The 17,832-nt window shown below is 53.3% G+C and carries 16 protein-coding genes and 1 tRNA gene; 9 read left to right on the forward strand and 8 right to left on the reverse strand.

Annotated features, from left to right (window positions below; translation table 11 throughout):
• Window positions 1–116: 116 nt before the first annotated feature.
• Entirely contained in the window at window positions 117–1,004 is an 888-nt protein-coding gene (locus WKJ04_RS05005) for an HTH domain-containing protein (protein WP_337879395.1), read from the forward strand.
• A gap of 5 nt (window positions 1,005–1,009) precedes the next feature.
• Here WKJ04_RS05005 and WKJ04_RS05010 read toward each other — a convergent pair whose 3' ends face one another.
• Window positions 1,010–1,414, reverse strand: a complete 405-nt coding sequence (locus tag WKJ04_RS05010; protein ID WP_337879396.1) for a GNAT family N-acetyltransferase — start codon at window positions 1,412–1,414, stop codon at window positions 1,010–1,012.
• A 255-nt stretch (window positions 1,415–1,669) separates the two neighbouring features.
• On the opposite strand from WKJ04_RS05010, the gene WKJ04_RS05015 reads away from it, so the two are divergent.
• Window positions 1,670–1,746 (forward strand) — tRNA-Val (locus tag WKJ04_RS05015).
• A gap of 51 nt (window positions 1,747–1,797) precedes the next feature.
• Here the strand turns inward: WKJ04_RS05015 and WKJ04_RS05020 are convergent.
• Window positions 1,798–2,979: a CaiB/BaiF CoA-transferase family protein gene (locus tag WKJ04_RS05020; protein ID WP_337879397.1), complete on the reverse strand. Its 1,182-nt coding sequence runs from the start codon at window positions 2,977–2,979 to the stop codon at window positions 1,798–1,800.
• Between the two features lie 140 nt (window positions 2,980–3,119).
• On the opposite strand from WKJ04_RS05020, the gene WKJ04_RS05025 reads away from it, so the two are divergent.
• The 4 genes from WKJ04_RS05025 (at window position 3,120) to WKJ04_RS05040 (ending at window position 7,068) form a co-directional block, all read left to right on the forward strand.
• Entirely contained in the window at window positions 3,120–4,049 is a 930-nt protein-coding gene (locus WKJ04_RS05025; RefSeq protein ID WP_337879398.1) for a hydroxymethylglutaryl-CoA lyase, read from the forward strand.
• On the forward strand, window positions 4,046–5,452 hold the full coding sequence (locus tag WKJ04_RS05030; protein WP_337879449.1) for a 3-isopropylmalate dehydratase large subunit: 1,407 nt from the start codon (window positions 4,046–4,048) through the stop codon (window positions 5,450–5,452). Before WKJ04_RS05025 ends, WKJ04_RS05030 begins: the two co-directional genes overlap by 4 nt.
• Window positions 5,452–6,081 carry a 3-isopropylmalate dehydratase small subunit gene (gene leuD, locus WKJ04_RS05035; RefSeq protein WP_337879399.1) on the forward strand — a complete coding sequence of 210 codons (630 nt, stop codon included), beginning with the start codon at window positions 5,452–5,454 and terminating at the stop codon, window positions 6,079–6,081. The genes WKJ04_RS05030 and leuD overlap by 1 nt, the downstream gene beginning before the upstream one ends.
• Window positions 6,082–6,177: 96 nt before the next feature.
• Window positions 6,178–7,068, forward strand: coding sequence for a DUF4437 domain-containing protein (locus WKJ04_RS05040; protein WP_337879400.1), 891 nt, complete (start codon window positions 6,178–6,180; stop codon window positions 7,066–7,068).
• A 266-nt stretch (window positions 7,069–7,334) separates the two neighbouring features.
• Here WKJ04_RS05040 and WKJ04_RS05045 read toward each other — a convergent pair whose 3' ends face one another.
• The 6 genes from WKJ04_RS05045 to WKJ04_RS05070 all read right to left on the reverse strand — a co-directional run bounded on the left by WKJ04_RS05045 (window position 7,335) and on the right by WKJ04_RS05070 (window position 14,865).
• Window positions 7,335–9,983: a TonB-dependent receptor gene (locus WKJ04_RS05045; protein WP_337879401.1), complete on the reverse strand. Its 2,649-nt coding sequence runs from the start codon at window positions 9,981–9,983 to the stop codon at window positions 7,335–7,337.
• A gap of 470 nt (window positions 9,984–10,453) precedes the next feature.
• Window positions 10,454–11,104: a glutathione S-transferase family protein gene (locus WKJ04_RS05050; RefSeq protein WP_337879402.1), complete on the reverse strand. Its 651-nt coding sequence runs from the start codon at window positions 11,102–11,104 to the stop codon at window positions 10,454–10,456.
• 26 nt (window positions 11,105–11,130) lie between these two features.
• Window positions 11,131–11,805, reverse strand: a complete 675-nt coding sequence (locus WKJ04_RS05055) for a hypothetical protein (protein WP_337879403.1) — start codon at window positions 11,803–11,805, stop codon at window positions 11,131–11,133.
• 67 nt (window positions 11,806–11,872) lie between these two features.
• Window positions 11,873–13,330: a sodium/proline symporter gene (locus WKJ04_RS05060; protein WP_337879404.1), complete on the reverse strand. Its 1,458-nt coding sequence runs from the start codon at window positions 13,328–13,330 to the stop codon at window positions 11,873–11,875.
• A 27-nt stretch (window positions 13,331–13,357) separates the two neighbouring features.
• Window positions 13,358–13,849, reverse strand: a complete 492-nt coding sequence (locus tag WKJ04_RS05065) for a flavin reductase family protein (protein ID WP_337879405.1) — start codon at window positions 13,847–13,849, stop codon at window positions 13,358–13,360.
• A 26-nt stretch (window positions 13,850–13,875) separates the two neighbouring features.
• Window positions 13,876–14,865 carry a hypothetical protein gene (locus tag WKJ04_RS05070; protein ID WP_337879406.1) on the reverse strand — a complete coding sequence of 330 codons (990 nt, stop codon included), beginning with the start codon at window positions 14,863–14,865 and terminating at the stop codon, window positions 13,876–13,878.
• Window positions 14,866–15,113: 248 nt separating this feature from the next.
• On the opposite strand from WKJ04_RS05070, the gene WKJ04_RS05075 reads away from it, so the two are divergent.
• Genes WKJ04_RS05075 through WKJ04_RS05085 form a run of 3 tightly spaced genes read left to right on the forward strand, consistent with a single transcriptional unit; the run spans window position 15,114 to window position 17,779 of the window.
• A complete protein-coding gene (locus tag WKJ04_RS05075) occupies window positions 15,114–15,791 on the forward strand; it encodes an isochorismatase family protein (RefSeq protein ID WP_337879407.1) in 678 nt (225 codons plus the stop codon).
• A gap of 33 nt (window positions 15,792–15,824) precedes the next feature.
• Complete coding sequence (locus tag WKJ04_RS05080) at window positions 15,825–16,805, forward strand: polysaccharide deacetylase family protein (RefSeq protein WP_337879408.1); 981 nt, start codon at window positions 15,825–15,827, stop codon at window positions 16,803–16,805.
• Window positions 16,805–17,779, forward strand: a complete 975-nt coding sequence (locus WKJ04_RS05085) for a polysaccharide deacetylase family protein (RefSeq protein WP_337879409.1) — start codon at window positions 16,805–16,807, stop codon at window positions 17,777–17,779. The genes WKJ04_RS05080 and WKJ04_RS05085 overlap by 1 nt, the downstream gene beginning before the upstream one ends.
• Window positions 17,780–17,832 lie beyond the last annotated feature (53 nt).

The raw sequence follows: 17,832 nt of genomic DNA on the forward strand, positions 1-17,832 counted from the left end.
GCTGACTTCGGGTTGACATTACGGCAAGCTCTTGATAGAGCTGAACTAATACTTAATGAGTAAGGTCAGGAAAGCAAGTTTCAGCACAAGAAAGAACAGACACCGGGGGATGCGGGATGGCAAGTGAGTTTCAACTGGCACAAAACCGATGGCAGCAGCACTGGGCTGGTTTGACTGCAGAGCAAAAACAACAGTTACGAATGGATGCGGCGGCTGATGCACTGGCGCTGGACCAACAGCGATTCAGCATGGCGCAAAAGAAGTTATGGCAGCAAGTGGCAGTGGAGAAACTGCCCGTGTCATTGCAACTGGCAGGGCGGCTGACCCGTCTGTACCTGCAGGCTCCAACAGACACAGCCAACAGCGGCAATCTGATGCGGACACTGGCAACTGAGCTGGTGCCAGGCCAGGATTTCAGAAGCCAAAGCTGCGCCTTGTACTCTGATCATAAGCTGCTGTTTCAGGCACCGGCCGCTGAACAAATCCCGCAGTTATTTGCGCGTTGGGGTCAGCCTGCTCCCCGCACTCTGGCAGGCATAGCCAGCCAGTACCAGAAGTGGATGCAATTGCAGCCTTTCAGTGCAGGGAATCAGCTGCTGGCGTTGCTGTGGCTGAAACTGATGCTGCGGCAGTTGCATCCGTCCTGGTACGAGCTGCCGCTGGAACAACAACTGAAAAAACAGCAGGCCGAATACCAGAAATTATTGTGGCAGGATGGCGCCGCACAGGAGTGGACTGACTGGTTGCAGCAACAGCTGCATGTGGCCATTCGCGCGGCCTTGCCAGAAGAGCCGGCGCCAAAAATACAACGCAACTGGTTTGACACCGAAGATGAGATAGTGCGGCAGCTGAAAAAAGACAACAGACTCAGTGCCCGGCAACTGGCATTGCAACTGGGCTTAAGCTGCAGGGCCATTGAAAAACAGCTGGCCAAGCTGAAAGCCCGCGGCCAGTTGCAGCGTATAGGGCCGGCTAAAGGCGGGCGTTGGCTGATCCAGAATTAAGGCGGTCAGAGAGTTTTCGTCATAAAGTATTTGGCCCCTGTAAACGGATACTGCTGCTGGGTCCACTGCACTTGATAACCCTGTTGTTCGTAAAAGGGCCGCGCCTGAAAATCCAGCGTATCCACTACCACAAAACGACACCCCCGCTGCACTGCCAGCTGTTCGGCGCGTTGCAGCAGAGCACTGCCCAAACCCTGACCACGTTCGGATTCTGCCAGCCAGAATGACTCCAGATAAAACCAGTTGCCAAAGGTTCGCCCGGCCAGCACTGCCACCAGCTCGCCTTCAGCATTGAGCTTTTTCAGTCCCAGCGGCTGGCGCAGTGACGCATCCCAATGCAAGGCGTTAAATTCAGCAATTTTCTGCCGGGCCAGCTCGGCCAGTTCGGTACTGTGTTCTTCAATCCACATACAGCTATTTCTTCAGTTCGTTCAGGCTGTCGCATACTAAAACAGTTTCGTTGCCCTGATAACATCAGGGGGATTAAATTTTGTGCGCCGGACGCACCTGAAAGCAGCGGTGCCTGACCAAAGAGTACTGCCGGTGACCAAAGGCGTTTAATTTTGCAGCAAACGCACTCTGTTTCAGAAAAAATACTTGCAAGCCAAGGCGCTGCTGCATAACATAGCCGCCGTTGCCGCAGCAAAGCCTGCCGTAAACGACCTGCGTTCTTAGCTCAGCTGGTTAGAGCACCACCTTGACATGGTGGGGGTCGGTGGTTCGAGTCCACTAGAACGCACCATATTCCAACAAAAACGCCGCTTTAAAAGCGGCGTTTTTGTTTCTTCGTTTCTCAGCCCCTGACCACCTTGTCTGCAATCAACTGCTGAATTTGTGCATGCGAATAACCGAGGCTGGTCAGCAGCTCTGGCGCGTGCTGGCTTTCTTTCGGCGGGTGATGCCGCAGGCCAAATTTGCTTTGGTCCATCTGAACAGGCAGGGCCGGCAGTTTAATTTCAACGCCATTTTCCAGCTGCACCGCCAGCAGGCCGCCGTCATTCAGGTGCGGGTCGCTGACTAAGTCCATCGGCTTGTTCACGGGCGCATACGGCAGGCCAATGGTGTCGAGCTTTTGCATCAATACCTCTGTTGGTAGCTGGGCAAAAGCGATGGTCAGGCGCGGAATAATGATGCTGCGGTGATCAAAGCGGCCACTGTTGCTGTCCAGCCGGCTGTCGCTGGCAAAATCAGTCAGCCCAAAGGCTTCACAGAATTTGCCCCATTGGGTGTCGCTGACCACAGCCACAAAGACTTTTTCATTGTCGGCGGTGGTGAAGGAATCGTACACGCCCCAGGCTGACTGGCGTACCGACATGGGCGGGGGCTCCACACCACTGATGGCGCCTTGCGCAATATGCTGGCCAACCAGAAAGGCGGTGGTTTCAAACAGCGCACTTTGCACTTTGCGGCCGGCGCCGGTGCGCTGTTTTTCCTGCAGCGCCGCCAGAATACCAATCACACCAAACATGGCCCCTGTAATGTCAATCACCGAAGCGCCGGCCCGCATGGGTTTGTCCGGCAGGCCTGTCATGTAGGCTAAACCGCCCATCATTTGAGCCACTTCATCCAGCGCAGTGCGGTGCTCGTAAGGCCCGCTTAAAAACCCTTTTAATGAGCAGTACACAAGACCGGGTTGTCTAGCGGCCAGGCTGGTGTAATCCAGGCCATATTTCCCCAGCGCGTCAGGGCGGAAGTTTTCAATCACCACATCGGCGCTGGCAACCAGCTCTTTGACTAACTGCAACCCCTGAGCTGTGTCCAGATCAACGCAGAGGCTTTTTTTATTGCGGTTATACATAGGAAAATACCCGGCGCCCGAGCCTTTCAGCCGTCGGGTATTGTCGCCTTTCAGTGGCTCCACTTTAATCACTTCAGCGCCTAAATCGGCCAGGATCAGGCCCGTGGCTGGCCCCATCACCATATGGCTGAATTCGACAACTTTAATCCCCTGTAAAGGTTGAACACTGCTCTGCATCTTGGTCCGTCCGTCTCTGTCGGCTAAATAAAGCTGGTTGTTAAAGAGTTAATGATATAATCTTATATCAAATGTTGTGTGGGCGTAAGTGCTAATTCGTTTGAACAGCAGATCCAGAGGCAGGGTGGTAACGAAAATCCATGAAGAAGGTCGATATTCTGATCAGTGAAGTGGGGCCGCGTGACGGCCTGCAGAGTCTTGCCGGCATTATGCCAACAGCGGCAAAAAAGCAGTGGATCAACGCCCTGGCAGCGGCCGGTATCCAGGAAATTGAAGTGGGCTCTTTTGTGCCAGCGTCTGTATTGCCACAGCTGGCTGATACCGCAGAGCTGGTGGCGTATGGCCGCACCATTGCCGGCCTGCAGATTGCTGTATTGGTGCCAAATTTACGGGGGGCCCAAGGTGCTATTGCGGCAGGGGCTCACAAAATCAGCATTCCGCTGTCGGTCAGCGAAGCCCATAGTCTGCGCAATGTGAAACGCACTCATGCCCAAATGCTGGACGAAATTGCCGCCATTGCAGAGCTGGTTCAGGCTCAGCCTTCAGCCACCCGCCCTTATTTCGAGGTGGGCCTGTCGACCGCATTTGGCTGCAGCCTGCAGGGACCAGTACCGGAGCTGCTGGTGGTTCAGCTGGCCGAAGCCGCACTGAAGGCCGGTTGTGATGAAGTGGGCTTGTCCGATACCACAGGCAGTGCCAACCCGGTACAGCTGCGGCGCCTGATCACCCAGGTCTGGTCGGCGGTGGGCAAGGACAAATTGTGTGGTGTGCATCTACACAATACCCGCGGCCAGGGCTTAGCCAATGCGTTGGCGGCCATAGAGATGGGCATCACCACCGTCGATGCGTCGATGGGCGGTATTGGTGGTTGCCCGGCGGCACCGGGCGCCAGCGGCAATATTGTGACGGAAGATTTAGTGTTTTTACTGGAGGCCATGGGGCTGGAAACCGGCATCAATTTTGAGGCTTTATGTGCCGCCCGCGCTGTGTTTGCTGACGCGATGCCAGGCACAGAGCTGTATGGTTTTACGCCGCTGGCCGGTTTACCCAAAGGATTCGAGATCAACTGATGGCACATACCTTATTCGATAAATTATGGGCTGAACACGAAGTGATGGTGCTGGATGACACGCTGTCATTGCTTTATATCGACCGCATCTTTTTGCATGAACGGACCGGCTCTATTGCGCTGGAAAGCCTGACTGCGGCAGGCCGTCAGGTGCGCAGCTCAGAGCAGGTGTTCTGCAGCATGGACCATATAGTCGATACCCATGCTGGCCGCACCGACAATACGCTGGTGCCCAGTGGTAAGCAGTTTATTCAGTCTACCCGCCAAGCCACGCAAGCGGCCGGGATCCGGCTGTTTGATATAGACGACCCACTGCAGGGCATAGTGCATGTGATCTCGCCGGAACTCGGCATAGTGCAGCCTGGCTGCACGCTGATCTGTCCGGACAGCCATACCTGCGCGCAAGGTGCATTGGGGGCGCTGGCCTGGGGAGTTGGTTCCAGTGAAGCTGAACATGCGCTGGCGACCAATACGCTGGTGGTAAAAAGGCCCAAGACCATGAGGGTGAATCTGACAGGTGTGCTTGCACCAGGTGTAACGGCGAAAGATGTGATTCTGCAGCTGATTGCGTTGTACGGCGCTGCAGGCGGTACAGGTTATGCCATTGAATTTGCCGGTGAGGTGATCGATGCGATGGGTGTCGAAGCGCGGTTAACCCTGTGCAATATGGCGGTGGAGTTTTCGGCTTTTACCGCCCTGATTGCGCCTGATCACAAGACGTTGGAGTACATTGAAGGCAAACCCTATGCGCCACAAGGCGATAGCTGGCTGCAGGCCAAAGACTACTGGGACAGCCTGTTCAGTGACCATGACGCCCGTTTTGACAAAGAAATCAGCCTGGACTGCAGTCAACTGGCCCCTGTTGTCAGTTGGGGCACCAGTCCGCAACACGCCTGTGCCGTCACAAGTTCTGTCCCTTCAGTCCCTCAAGATTTGCCCGTCAGCGACCAGAGCAGTTATCTGCGGGCCTATCAGTATATGGGTCTGCAACCTGGTCAGGCACTGAGCAGCCTGACTATTGATGCGGCTTTTATCGGCTCCTGCACCAACAGCAGGATCAGCGATTTACGGGAAGCGGCCGCCATTTTGCGTGGCCGTAAAGTGGCAGCCGGTGTCAAAGCCATCTGTGTGCCGGGCTCCAAAAGCGTGAAGCGAATGGCCGAAGCGGAAGGATTGGATCAGGTGTTTGTTGCCGCCGGTTTTGAATGGCGCGAGCCGGGGTGCTCCATGTGCTTTTTTGCCGGTGGCGAGAACTTTGGCTTTCAGAAACGGGTGGTCAGCAGCACCAACCGCAATTTTGAGGGCAGACAGGGGCCGGAAACCCGCACCCATCTGGCAAGCCCTGTGACGGTAGCGGCTTGTGCTGTGGCTGGCCGGATTGCTGACCCAAGGGAGTATTTGTGATGACGCCTTTAATCACCCATACCGGGGTTGCTGCAGCCATCTTACGCAGCAATATTGATACCGATGCCATAATACCGTCGCGGGAAATGAAATCCGTGTCCAAACAGGGGCTGGGTGAAGGGCTGTTTGCCGGCTGGCGTTATACCCAAGTGGGTGGCCGTGAGCCCAACCCGGACTTTGTGCTGAACCTGCCTCAGTACCGTGGTACCAGTATTTTACTGGCAGGTAAGAATTTTGGCTGTGGCTCGTCGCGCGAGCATGCGGTCTGGGCGCTGGCTGAATACGGTATCCGCGTGATTATAGCGCCAAGCTTTGGCGCCATTTTTTATGGCAACTGCATTCGTAACGGCATTTTGCCTGTCACCCTGACTGACGATGCCATCAGCGCCATCGCTGCACAGATCCAGGACCCGCAGCACCAGAAACTGACAGTCGATGTTGCAGGGCAGCAGGTGACCGCTGTGGATGGCACTGTGCATCGCTTTGAAATTGCCAGAGCCAGCCAGCTGATGCTGCTCGAAGGTCTGGACCAGATTGGGTTAACCCTGAAGCAGGGCGACATGATCACTGCCTTTGAATCAGGCTACCGCCAGCGGCGCCCTTGGTTATTTGAGTTGAGAGCCCGCTGAGCCGGGCCGTGACAGCGGCAATCAGCGGCTGCCAGCTTCAGCTGTTGGCTGGCCTGAGTCGTATTGAACTAGTGAACACAAAGGAAGGAATAGCTTATGCGTCCACATGTAGAAATGGTTGATGAGAAAGATTTGATCTGGCACCCCTCCGAACTGGTGGGTGGCACAGGCTCCGCGCGCCAGCGCCATTTAAGTTATGACGAAGAAGATGGCTCGGTCTCAGCCAAGGTGCTGTTTGACACCGACTGGAGCCGGCCTGCCGGTGTGCATGTGGCACAAACCGAATGGTATGTATTGAGTGGGGAAGTTCGTATAGGGGAGGAGCTGCTGACCGAAGGCGGCTACTGGTGTACTCCGCCTGGGGTGTTGTGTCCGGCTTTGTCGGTGAAAGCCGGCACAGAAATTTTGTATTTCCGCGAATTCGGCACCTGGGAATTTGAAGTGGCTGATAAAGACAAAGACACAGTGCGTCCGGACCAACAGCTGGTGATCAAACACAGCGACAAAATGGACTGGATCCCGGTGGAAATTGGCAGCCCGATGGACTTTGAAGCCGGCGGCACGCCGGTGGCGGGTCTCTTTATAAAAATGTTGTTCCGCGACGAAAAAACCGACTTTTATACCAGACTGATCCGCGCTAAACCGGGCTGGGTAGAGCATCCCCTGGCTCATCACCCTGTGTATGAAGAAGCCTACACCTTGCAGGGCACCTTTGATTTTAACTTTGGCGAGCAGTGGCCTGGAGTGTATTTCTTCCGTCCGGCGCTGGTGCGTCACGGTGACTTTCGCGCCGGCCCGGAAGGGACCACCTGGTTGTTGCGGTGTGACGGTCGGTTAGTCGACTGGTACACCGAAAATGCCAAAATGGAAATGCATGGCGACCCGGTGAATTGGGGGCCGGATTTCCCGGGGACTCAGGCGCCGGTACCGCTGCAGCCAGTGCGTTCACGCTCTGTCGGCCCGATGAAAGACCCCTACTACAGCTGATACTCTGCAGTCAGCCTTCGTTGCGAAGGCTGACTGGTTCTGCCAAAGCATAGTGAATCCAGCCCCCCAGCATAAAACTTCCGCGTTCAGTACAATGACATCAGATAATTCCGCCACGAACTTGCCATACTGTTTTGCAGAAGTTTCGGCTCCCTAAGCCAGAGCCGCGCTGGTTGGCATGGGGCTTCGCCGTTAAAGACAGGCCGATCCGGACAAAAAAAGAGCACCATGGGTGCTCTTAGTGACAAACAGATCCCTGGGAAGCTTCAGAACTTGTAACTGACTCTGATCCCAGCGGTTCTGCGCTGAGGCAAGGTGGCTACGACGGCGTAAGGCACTGACTGACCATTAGGGAAGAAACCAAAGTCCACGTTACCGACAGCAGATTTAATCTTGTCGTCGTCAAACAGGTTTTCCACATAAGCGGTGACTAGCCAAGCCTGGTATTGGGTTCCGGCCGACAGATCCCATTCCCAGTAGGCAGGCAATTGCGTATGTTGAGCACGTTCCACGTTACGCTCAGAGCGGTACTGGCCAAACAATTCAACAAAGCTGGCTGCGCCGCCTATATCAAAGGAATAACGGCCTGTAATAGTTCCAGAGTGTTTAGATGACAGAGGCAAAGGCTGACCCGAGAAATCGGCGTCTGCATTACCGGCAATCATTTTATCGACGTCACTGACTTTGGCGCCAGCCAGGTCAGCTTCGGCCAGAATGTTGGTCAGGTTAAAATCTGTGTACTCGGCATCAGAGTACAAATACGCCATCGACAGGCGAAAGTTATGGCTGACCTGCCAGACTGACTCCAGCTCTATGCCTTTGACCTGACTTTCCCCGGCATTAATCACCGACACAACCGCCAGCCCCATCTCATTGGTCAGCGTAAAGGGAGTTTGTTGGTCTGAGTATTTCCAGTAGAAGGCGGCAAGGTTAACGCTGGCGTTGTTCTCCAGCGAATAGGCTTTGGCACCTACTTCATAGGCGATCAGCTTTTCTGGTTTGTATACACCGTCGGTCACATCACCGTTTGCATCCGTGGTTGCAACACCACTTGGCTTAAAGCCTTTAGATACAGAAGCATAGGTAAAGACGGTTTCGTTCACTTTGTAATCGATACTGGCCCGTGGCAGGAACGCCGTATTACCAATGCTGTTTGAGGTGTGATACGCCGGATTCGGCACCATGGTCTGGGTCACCGGGTCAAACACCACACTGTTGTCCATCATAAAGGCATCGTAAGTGCGGTTGTCTGCGTTGCCCGTGTAGTCAATGGTTTCGTCAAGGTAACGGCCTTCAAATGACAGATTCAGATCGTCAGTGACAGCCCAGTTTACCAACGCCGCCACTGACCAGTGGTCGGTGTCTCGGGTTAAAGGAGTCACCACATTCTGGCCGTCAGGCAGAGGTGCGTTTTTGATGTCTTTGATAAAACTGGTAAAAGGGGAGCGGGCTAAGGTTTTAATCACCGTTGGCTCGTGCGCCCCTTGCCGTAACCAGAACTGAGTGCCGAAGGCTGTACGCATGTTTTCCTGCCAGAGCAGCGCTGAGGTGACCCAATTGACAGCCCCGGTTTCGCCACTTAAGCGGAATTCCTGACTGTACTGCTCCAGTTCAAAGGCAGTGTTGACGTCCGCCTGAAAGCCATACTGTGACCAGGCAGCAGGCCCCAGGTTTGGTGCTGCATACAAGGAATAATCGGTTTTGTCGAAGTCTTCCTGAATATCGGACTCGCTTTTGGTATAACCGGTCACAGAGCTGAATTCGATGCCATCGCTTGACCAGAGATACTCCAGGGAGGCCCGGCTGTTTTTAATATCTGTGCCTGTGTAATCCTCGCCCGTCAAGGGGTTCAGCGAAAGGTCAATCAGACTGGCGTCGCCTGTGATCGTGCCCCGGACCATAGCGCGACAGTCTGGCTGCACAGGATACCCCATCCGCGTAATAATGCTGTTAAAGCTGTTCCAATAGGGGTAATCGTAGGCCGATGAACAGTCAACAGCCTGACCGTTGGCATCCCAGGCGTAAGGCAGCATCTCTGCACCTTGCGCGGTGTTCACTGACCCTGTGGCAAAGATATTACCGGGCGTATTTTCTGGCAGCATACTGCGGATAGTAAAAGTAGGGCGCTGGCCATAATGTTCATCGGAGTGCTCGGCACGGAAATACACGGAAATTTCATCCGTTGGCAGGTAAAAGGCGGAAAACGCTGCGCCCTGAGCCTCTGAACCGCCAAGCAGATCCCCACTGTTCGGGTTGGAATACTGGCCGTCGCTGCTGGAATCAATCAGTTTAATTTTGGCCGCCAGCTTGTCAGTGAGCCCACCTTCGACCGTCACAGCCAGATCATGGGTACTATCTTGTGCCAAATGCACATCCACTTTGGTTTGCGTATCAAACCCCGGTCTTTTGGTCACGTAGTTAATGGCACCGGCAAAAGCACTGCGACCATAGTTCACACTTTGTGGGCCTTTGACCACTTCCACCTGCTGCATATCCAGCAGCTTCATGTTTGCTGTCATACCGCCACCCGACAGGGTCATGGTCTCGGAGGACACGTCAATGCCATCAATCAGTACCGCGACGTTTGGACGCCCCCTGTCTATGGTCAGGCCACGAATACTTGGACGGGTGTCGTTTGGGCCGGCACCAATGTCGAAGGTTAAACCGTTAATCAGTTTGGCAACATCTTCAGAAGACTGAACGCCTTTTTCTTCAATTTGTTGTGATGTCACTGCAGAGATAGCTAAAGGAATGGTTTCGATGGTTTCTGCGATTTTCCGGGTTTTTACCTGGATACGTTCAATCGCTGCTTCCTGGTTCTCCGCGCTTTCCTCAAGAGCCATGGCGGTGCCATGCACTCCAACCTGGGTAAAGAGTGCAGCTATTGCCAGACTAAGTTTTTTCTTGTGATGCATGTTCCACTCCTGAAGTGAAAAATTCCCATTCGGCCTGTGCTTTTTTGTTTTGTTTGCTCAATAAACAACCTGATGCAATTCCAATCTACATACTTTGTTATATTGATGCAATATTAAAACAAATATATTGATATACCAATATGGCAAAAAGGCGGGGTTATTTCCTAACTTCATGAATTAGAACGAATTAAAATTTCAAAAAAAGATCACTTTTTACGAAAAAAAATGTCAAAGCTTGTTTGAAACTTGCTTTTTTGCCTTGTGTTTCCGCTCAAAATTTGAGCGAATTCAGGGCGGAATACGTACTGTCCGACAGGCCTCTGGCTTCGGCTGAACCAGACCCTATTTACCACCAATATGCGGGAAACTGGCAGCTAAAGGAAGGGTTGTGTGACGGTTTTATGTAACAGCGTGTGGCTGACTGTGGCGGGGCAGGCCACTTTGCAACAGTGGCCTTCTGAAGAGAAAAATCAGCGGTTTTTAGCTGCGATAAAAGCGTCTAAAGCCGTTTTCATTTCGGTCATTCCCTGTGTGAGGGCCGCATCCTGGTTCACCCAAAGCCACCAGTCCGACAAGTGTGCAAAGGGCTTTAAACTATCGCTGCAACCAAACAACTTTGGGGTTTCAATGGCAAACAGCAGGTTGGTGGCCAGCGCAATATCACCAATAGTCAGCGCACGCTGCCGAAAAGGTGGCAGTGACGCCAGCAGGCGATCGCCTTTGTTCAGTTCCTTCTGCAGGCTGGTCATTTCCTGAGCCGCATCTATGGCTTTGCCAGTCAGCAGGCTGACGAACATTGGAAATAAGGCCGGTGACAAATGCAGGTCGGCATAACGGGCCAGCATAGTGATATGGGCCATGCCCAGCGGATCGGCCGGTCGCAGGCTTGGCTGCGGGTAGACTGCTTCCAGGTACTCCATAATGGCCCAGGATTCACTCAGGCTGCTGCCATCGTCCAGCACCAACACCGGAATTTTTCCCAAGGGGTATTGGTCAGCAAATTCCGGTGTGCGCAGCGCCGGGTTGGTTGGCGCGCCTATAGTGATCGGCAGCTGCTTTTTACGGATCTGAATGCGCACCCTGGTGGAGTACGGCGAAAAATCGCTGCTTAGTAAATGCATGGCAAAGGCTCCGTTGTGAACAGCTGTTAAGGGTTAATTAAATGCATGCCCAGTGCGGTGTTTAGCAGCAGGCCAAGCCAGATCAGATAAACAAAAGGCCGGGCTCTGGCCAGACATCCCTGAATCACAGCGTCCAGGTGCGGGTTTGGGCCTTGCTGCAGCATCTGCATAAAGGCAGGGCCAAAAGGTTTCAGCATGAGGCGGATCCCCAGGCCACAGCCAACCAGCGCGGCAAATACAATGAGTTTCCAGGCGATGAAATCGGCCAGTATCAGACTCTTGTCACCCAATAGCGACTGAATGGCGAAATACAGGCAGGCCGCTATCACCAACAGGCGGAAGTTAAAGTCGAAGCGGGTAAGCCATGACAGATAGCTTTTGTCATGGCCAAAGTGGATGGCGAGCACCATGCCAAGCCAAACCAGGCAAAGTAACCAGGTGGCCACCATAGCCCAGGCCGGAACCTGCATTAAGCCGATGGTATAAGCCATATGAATGCCTGGCCCTAACATCAGTGCCATACAAATACGCGGGCCTTGATCCACACCCATCATGATTTTCAGCGCCGTTAAACGCTGTTCGGCACTCTGGCCTTCTTTGGCGACAAAACGAGACGCGTAAAAGGTGCCCAAATCGCCACCCAACCAATAGACAAACAGCACAATGTGCAGCAGTTTTAACATTAAATAAGTTTCGGCCATATAAAGCTTCTGATAACTAAGTGAACAACAAAGCGGCCTGTGACGAGCCACTCCCCAAAAAGGACCTCTAAGTTTTGGCGGCTTGTGTCAGCCGGACAGTGCTGGGTTCACGGCCCATCCAGGCCAGTAACAAAGCCACCGCAAAAGGCAGCACCCGCTCCAGATAATCGCCCGGCGGGCTGGGTAACCAGTTAAAGATCACCGTCAGCACAAAACCGCAGGCCACCGACAGCAGGCAATAAAGCGGCGCTATGCGACAGCCCGACAGCAGCACGATCAATAAGGGACCAAACGCGGCACCAATGGCCGACCAGGCAAAGAGCACCCGGCTGAAAATAGCGGCGGGTGCATACAGCGCAATCAGGGCTGACGCCAGACAAATCATCGCCACTGCCATACGCGAACGACGCAGCGCTTTGTCCGGGCTCAATTTTTTGTTCAGGTCATAAGACAATGAAGAGGCCGATACCAGTAACTGGCTGTCAGCGGTCGACATAATGGCGGACAGCACAGCGGCAGTCACAATACCGACCAGCACCGGGTTAAACAGCTCGCCGCTGACCAGAAAAAACACCTGCTCCGGGTCCTGGGTTGTGCTGTGCGTATCCGCCAGCAGCACGCGGGCACAGAGGCCAAGCAGCAACATGCCACCAAACACCGAGGCTGGCCATAAAATGCCCACCCACTGGGCCAGTCGCAGATGACGCCGGCTGCCGTGAGGGTCGTCACGCAATGCCATAAAGCGGTTGACCACATGAGGCTGCCCCGGGTTGCCTAAACCCACCCCCAAAGTGCCCAGCAAAAAGCCCACGGCAACAATGCCGGAATGCCCGCCTAACCAGGACAACTGCTGTGGTGTACTGTGCAGTTGCAGACCCCGCCATAACTCACTGAAACCTCCCACCTGCAACAAGGCGGCAGCCGGCAGCAGCACAGCCACCAGCATCATCAGAACACCTTGCACCGCATCCGTCACACAGGCGGCCCAGAACCCTCCGAGCAGGGTATAGACCAGAATAATGGCCGCCCCCAACACCACAGCAGTTCGCATCTCGATGCCAAAGGCACTGGCAAAGGTACCGCCAGCCGCCTGAAACTGCGACGCCACATAAAAAGTGAAACTGAACACCACAATAAAAGAGCACAGCATGGTCAGTGGGTTACGGTAAGGTCCGGCACTGTGAATAAGCACATCCGTCAGGGTGACCACCTGATGTTCCCGGCTGAACTGCCGTAAACGGGGTGCCAGCCAGAGCCAGTTAAACAGGTAGCCGGCAAGGATAGCGGGAAACAGCCATAACATGCTGAGCCCCCAGACATAAGTGGCACCGCTGGCTCCTAACAAAGACCAGGCTGACGCCGCACTGGCTGACGAGCTGATGCCTGCCACTACAGGGCCAAGGTTCTGGCCGCCCAAAAAGAAATCTTCCGTACTTTGGCTGCGTTTGCTGGCCCAAAGACCAATGGCAATCAGTACCAGGTTGTAGGCTACCAAGGTCATAAAAACCGCTGTGCTTTGTTCCATAGAGCCTCTTTACGCTGGAGTTACCTGTCAGCCACGCACCACTTTGGCGTAACTGCCAGAGTGAAAGATCAGCGGCTGATTGCAGTCACTGGTTTCATACTGCAGCACCCGGCCGACCAGGATCACATGGTCACCACCGTCGTACTGGTGCTGGCAAACACACTGAAAACGCACGCTGTAATCGGGCAGCAGCGGCACTTCGGCCAGACCTTCGTCCAGGCTCAGCTCGGCAAACTTATCCACCCCTTGTTGGGCGAAATGGTTGGACAAGGCCTGTTGGTGTTCGCCCAGCACATGCACAGCGAAGTGTTTGCCTTCGCCAAACGAATCGATAGAGCGGGCCTGTTTTTTCAGGCTCCACAACACCAGCGGCGGGTCCAGCGACACCGAGTTAAAACTGCTGGCGGTAACGCCAATTTTTTCACCCTTATCATTTTTGGTGGTGACAATGGTGACACCGGTCGGAAATTTGCCCAGTGCCCGGCGAAAATCTGTAGGGTCGAACTGTGGTTGGCTCATACAGGCTCCATCAAAAGGCGAAAGCGTTATTTAATGTATTTTGCGCTTAACACATTCGCACCCGGCGTCCAGTCCAGTACACCAAAGCAGGTGTATAACTCGTCGTTGGACTGATAAAACTGCCAGACACCACAAAGGTCGAATTTGTCGTTAATCAGCGTGTCGCGGCTTTTCAGCTTGAAGGCTTCACCATAAAAGTGCTGAGTACTCCACAAATAACGGCCATAAGCGCGGCCATTGCCAAACACATCCGGGCCTTCAAAGGTATGGACTGCATCCACCCGCGAGCGCTTGTAGTTAAAGCAGCGTTCAATAGCGCCTGTCATACGGACTGTCACTTCGGCGCTGCGCAGATTCAGCGGCTGGTAGTCGATGACTATATGGGTCTGGCCTAAACGCTGCTGCTTGTTGTCGTACACCTCAAAGCTGCCTGTCCACTGGCCTGCTTCTTTTACCGGCAGAATAAAAGGCTGAATCGCGGCCTGGCGTTCTGCCGCCAGAAAGTCGGCCACTTTTTGTTGTTCAGCCGGGTTATTGGCGTGGTCCTGAGTCACGACATACAAGCCGTTAAATACCGCCACCAGCGTGTCGGCTTCAAACAGCTGCGACGAATACACCTGCAGGCCATGTTCCGGCAGAATTAAATTCACTGTACGTAAATCAGTGTTCCAGCCGGGTGAGTAGTAGTTGGAGTCGACCAGCAAACCATAAGGCTTACCTGCACCGACAAAGTCGGGGCCACAATAAATGCGGTCTTTGTCGGAATCGATCACGCCAAATTCAAAGCGGGCACCGGCTGTGTCAAAGCGGTTCCGTAAAGGGCCGGAGTTCTGAAAATCCGTTTCCATCCAGTAAGTGACTTTGTCGCCTTCAAACACACTGGCGCGGTTGACCTTATTAAAACCCGTGTGGCTGCCGTTGGCGTCAAAGACGGAAGGCAAACCATGCCATTCACCGGTAATAGCCTGTTGAAATTTACTGGGTTGTTGCTCGCTACTCTGCTTATTGTCTGGCATAGTGAGTTCTCTGTGATCCGTTTTTGCTTCAGCCTGTAATCAGGTGCCTGTACTGGTTTTTTGCCTTTACTACAGCCATCACCGCAGGAATTCGGGCTTCCCGGCCAGCTCTACAGTACGCACACCTCAAGTTGCTTTATCCTATATTAGATATAATGCTATATCAATGTCTCTTTTGTATTGATTTATCGATGGCTGATCGCGTTTAATAAATTCACAGACCGATCCGAAGCTGATGGAGGCTCTTTATGGAACTGTCGTCAAAAACTGCCAGAGAAATTTACGCCGACGTAAAAAACAACCCAGGCCGCAAGAAGTTTGGTTTTGGTAACAAAGCTGTGCTGGTGAATATCGATCTGCAAAAAGCCTATACCTGTGTGGGTGAATACAAAACCGCCTACGAAACCGACCCGCATCAGCTGCATTATGTCAACGAGCTGGCCAAAGCGTTTCGTGCCAAAGGCTGGCCTGTGGTCTGGACTCATGTGGCTTATATGGACGATGCCTGTGACGCCGGTGTCTGGGGCACCCGCACCAATACCGAAGATTCGCTGCAAAATATTAAGTTTGGCTCACGCCGCGCCGAATTTGACGACAGGTTAGACATCGACAAAAGCAAAGATGTGATTTACCTGAAAAAAATGCCATCGGCTTTTTTTGAAACCCAGCTGCAATCGCTGTTGGTCTGGCATCAGGTGGACACAGTGATCCTGACAGGGGGTTCTACCTCAGGTTGTATCCGCGCTACTGCTGTGGATGCCTTGTCCCGTGGCTACCGCACCATAGTGCCGGAGCAGTGTGTGGCCGACAAACACGAAAGCTACCACTTCGCTAATCTGACCGATTTGCTGCTGAAATACGCCGATGTAGAAGATGTGGGCAGCGTATTTAAGTGGTTAGACGGCACCCAGACAATTGCTGATTAAGCCGCGGGAGCACCAGTAAGGAAATCAAAAGCAATGAAAGCAAACCCGCAGTTTTATGATTATTGGCCCTATGAAGGACGACCCAAAATTCAGTGGCCCAATGGCGCCAAAGTGGCGTTTTGGGTGGCCCCTAATATTGAATTTTACGAGTTAAATCCACCAGTTAACCCGCATCGGGCCGCCTGGCCACAACCTTATCCGGCGATACAGGGTTATGGTATCCGTGACTACGGCAACCGCGTTGGCCATATCCGCCAGATGCAGCTGTTGGATAAATACGGTGTGTGTGGTTCTATTTCGCTGTCGACCGCACTTTGTGATCACCACCCGGAAATTATCCAGATGTGCAAAGAGCGCAACTGGGAGTTTTTCAGCCATGGCATTTACAACACCCGTTATACCTACGGCATGACGGAGCAGCAGGAGCGCGAGATGATCCGCGACTCTATGCTGAGCATTTACCGGCACACAGGCCAGCACTGCGCCGGTTATCTGGCACCAGCGCTGTCGCATTCCGAACACACGCTGGATTTATTCGCCGAAGTGGGCACTGAACTGTTTGGCAAAGAGTCCGGCCATTGGCAGGGCAAGGAAACTGGCGGCATTTACACCTGCGATTTATTCCACGACGACCAGCCCACTCCTATTCATACCCGCAGTGGCAAGCGTTTTGTCTCTATTCCTTATTCGCTGGAAATGAACGACACCATTGCTTATGTGGTGAATAAAGTGGAGCCACGCCGTTATGGCCAGATGCTGAAGCAAAACTTCGACCGGCTTTATCAGGAAGGTGAAAGGTCGGGCACTGTGATGTGTATTCCAACCCACAACTATCAGGTCAGCTGCCCACACCGCTTAAAAGCTTTTGAAGAAGCACTGGATTACATTACCAGTCACCCCGATGTCTGGGTAACCACAGGCCGTGAAATTGCCGACTACTACTTACAGCATTATTACGATGCCGCAGTACAGAACATCACTGAGCAGCATGCCGTATTGGGAGGGAAAGCCTGATGACAGACAAGAGCTTGCCAGAAGATTATATGCAGTACCCACAGCGCCACTATGGCATGGACCACAGCTTTTACCCCTGGTCCATGTTGCATCAGCGCAAACATATGGTCTGGCCACAAGGCAAAAAGCTGGCGCTCTGGCTCAATATCAGTGTGCAGTTTTTCCCTATGGATCAAAAGGGCAAACCTTACAAAGTGCCGGGTGGCATGACTATGCCTTACCCCGATTTACGCCACTACAGCCTGCGTGACTATGGCAACAGAGTTGGCATTTTCCGTTTGTTACAGGCTGTGGATCAGTACGGCATAAAACCCACTTTTGCTGTGAATAGCCGTCTGGTTGAACAGGCCCCTTTGCTGCTGCATAAACTGGCAGAACGTGGCGACGAAATTTTATGTCACGGCTGGGATATGGACAGCATTCACTGGGGCAATAGCGCCCAGGCCGAAGCCAATAACGAAGCGGCTTTGATTGAAAAATCGCTGAAGCTATTGCGTGAATTTACCGGCCAGGCTGTTACCGGCTGGCTGAGTCCGGCGCAAAACCAAAGTGAAAACACAGCCCGTTATTTGGCCAACAACGGCATTTTGTATTGTGGCGACTGGGTCAATGACGATATGCCCTATTTCTTTAATAAAGAGCGCTTTAATCCTGAACATAAAGGCAGTCAGGGCAAGCCGCTGCTGAATATTCCACTCTCTACCGAGCTGGACGACCAGTTTATTCTGCAAAATAACCTGCACTCCGAAGCCTCGTATCTGCAGCAAGTCTGTGATGCCTGCGACCTGTTATTGGCCGAAGCAGAGCAGTATGGCGGCCGCCTGCTGGCACTGAATATTCACCCCTGGTTATTGGGGCAACCACACCGTATCGCTTATTTTGAGCAGCTTCTGGCCTATCTCAGCAGCAAACCGGACATTTGGCTGGCGAGCGGCAACGAGATTTATTCGGCCTTTAGCCAGCAAACTGCGTAAACTACAACAGGCCTTTGCCTTAGCATGGGCCTGTAATTTTCTTCTTCAAGCGA

Origin of the sequence: Rheinheimera sp. (genome assembly GCF_037442345.1) — a bacterium.
In the GTDB taxonomy this organism is placed as follows: domain Bacteria; phylum Pseudomonadota; class Gammaproteobacteria; order Enterobacterales; family Alteromonadaceae; genus Pararheinheimera.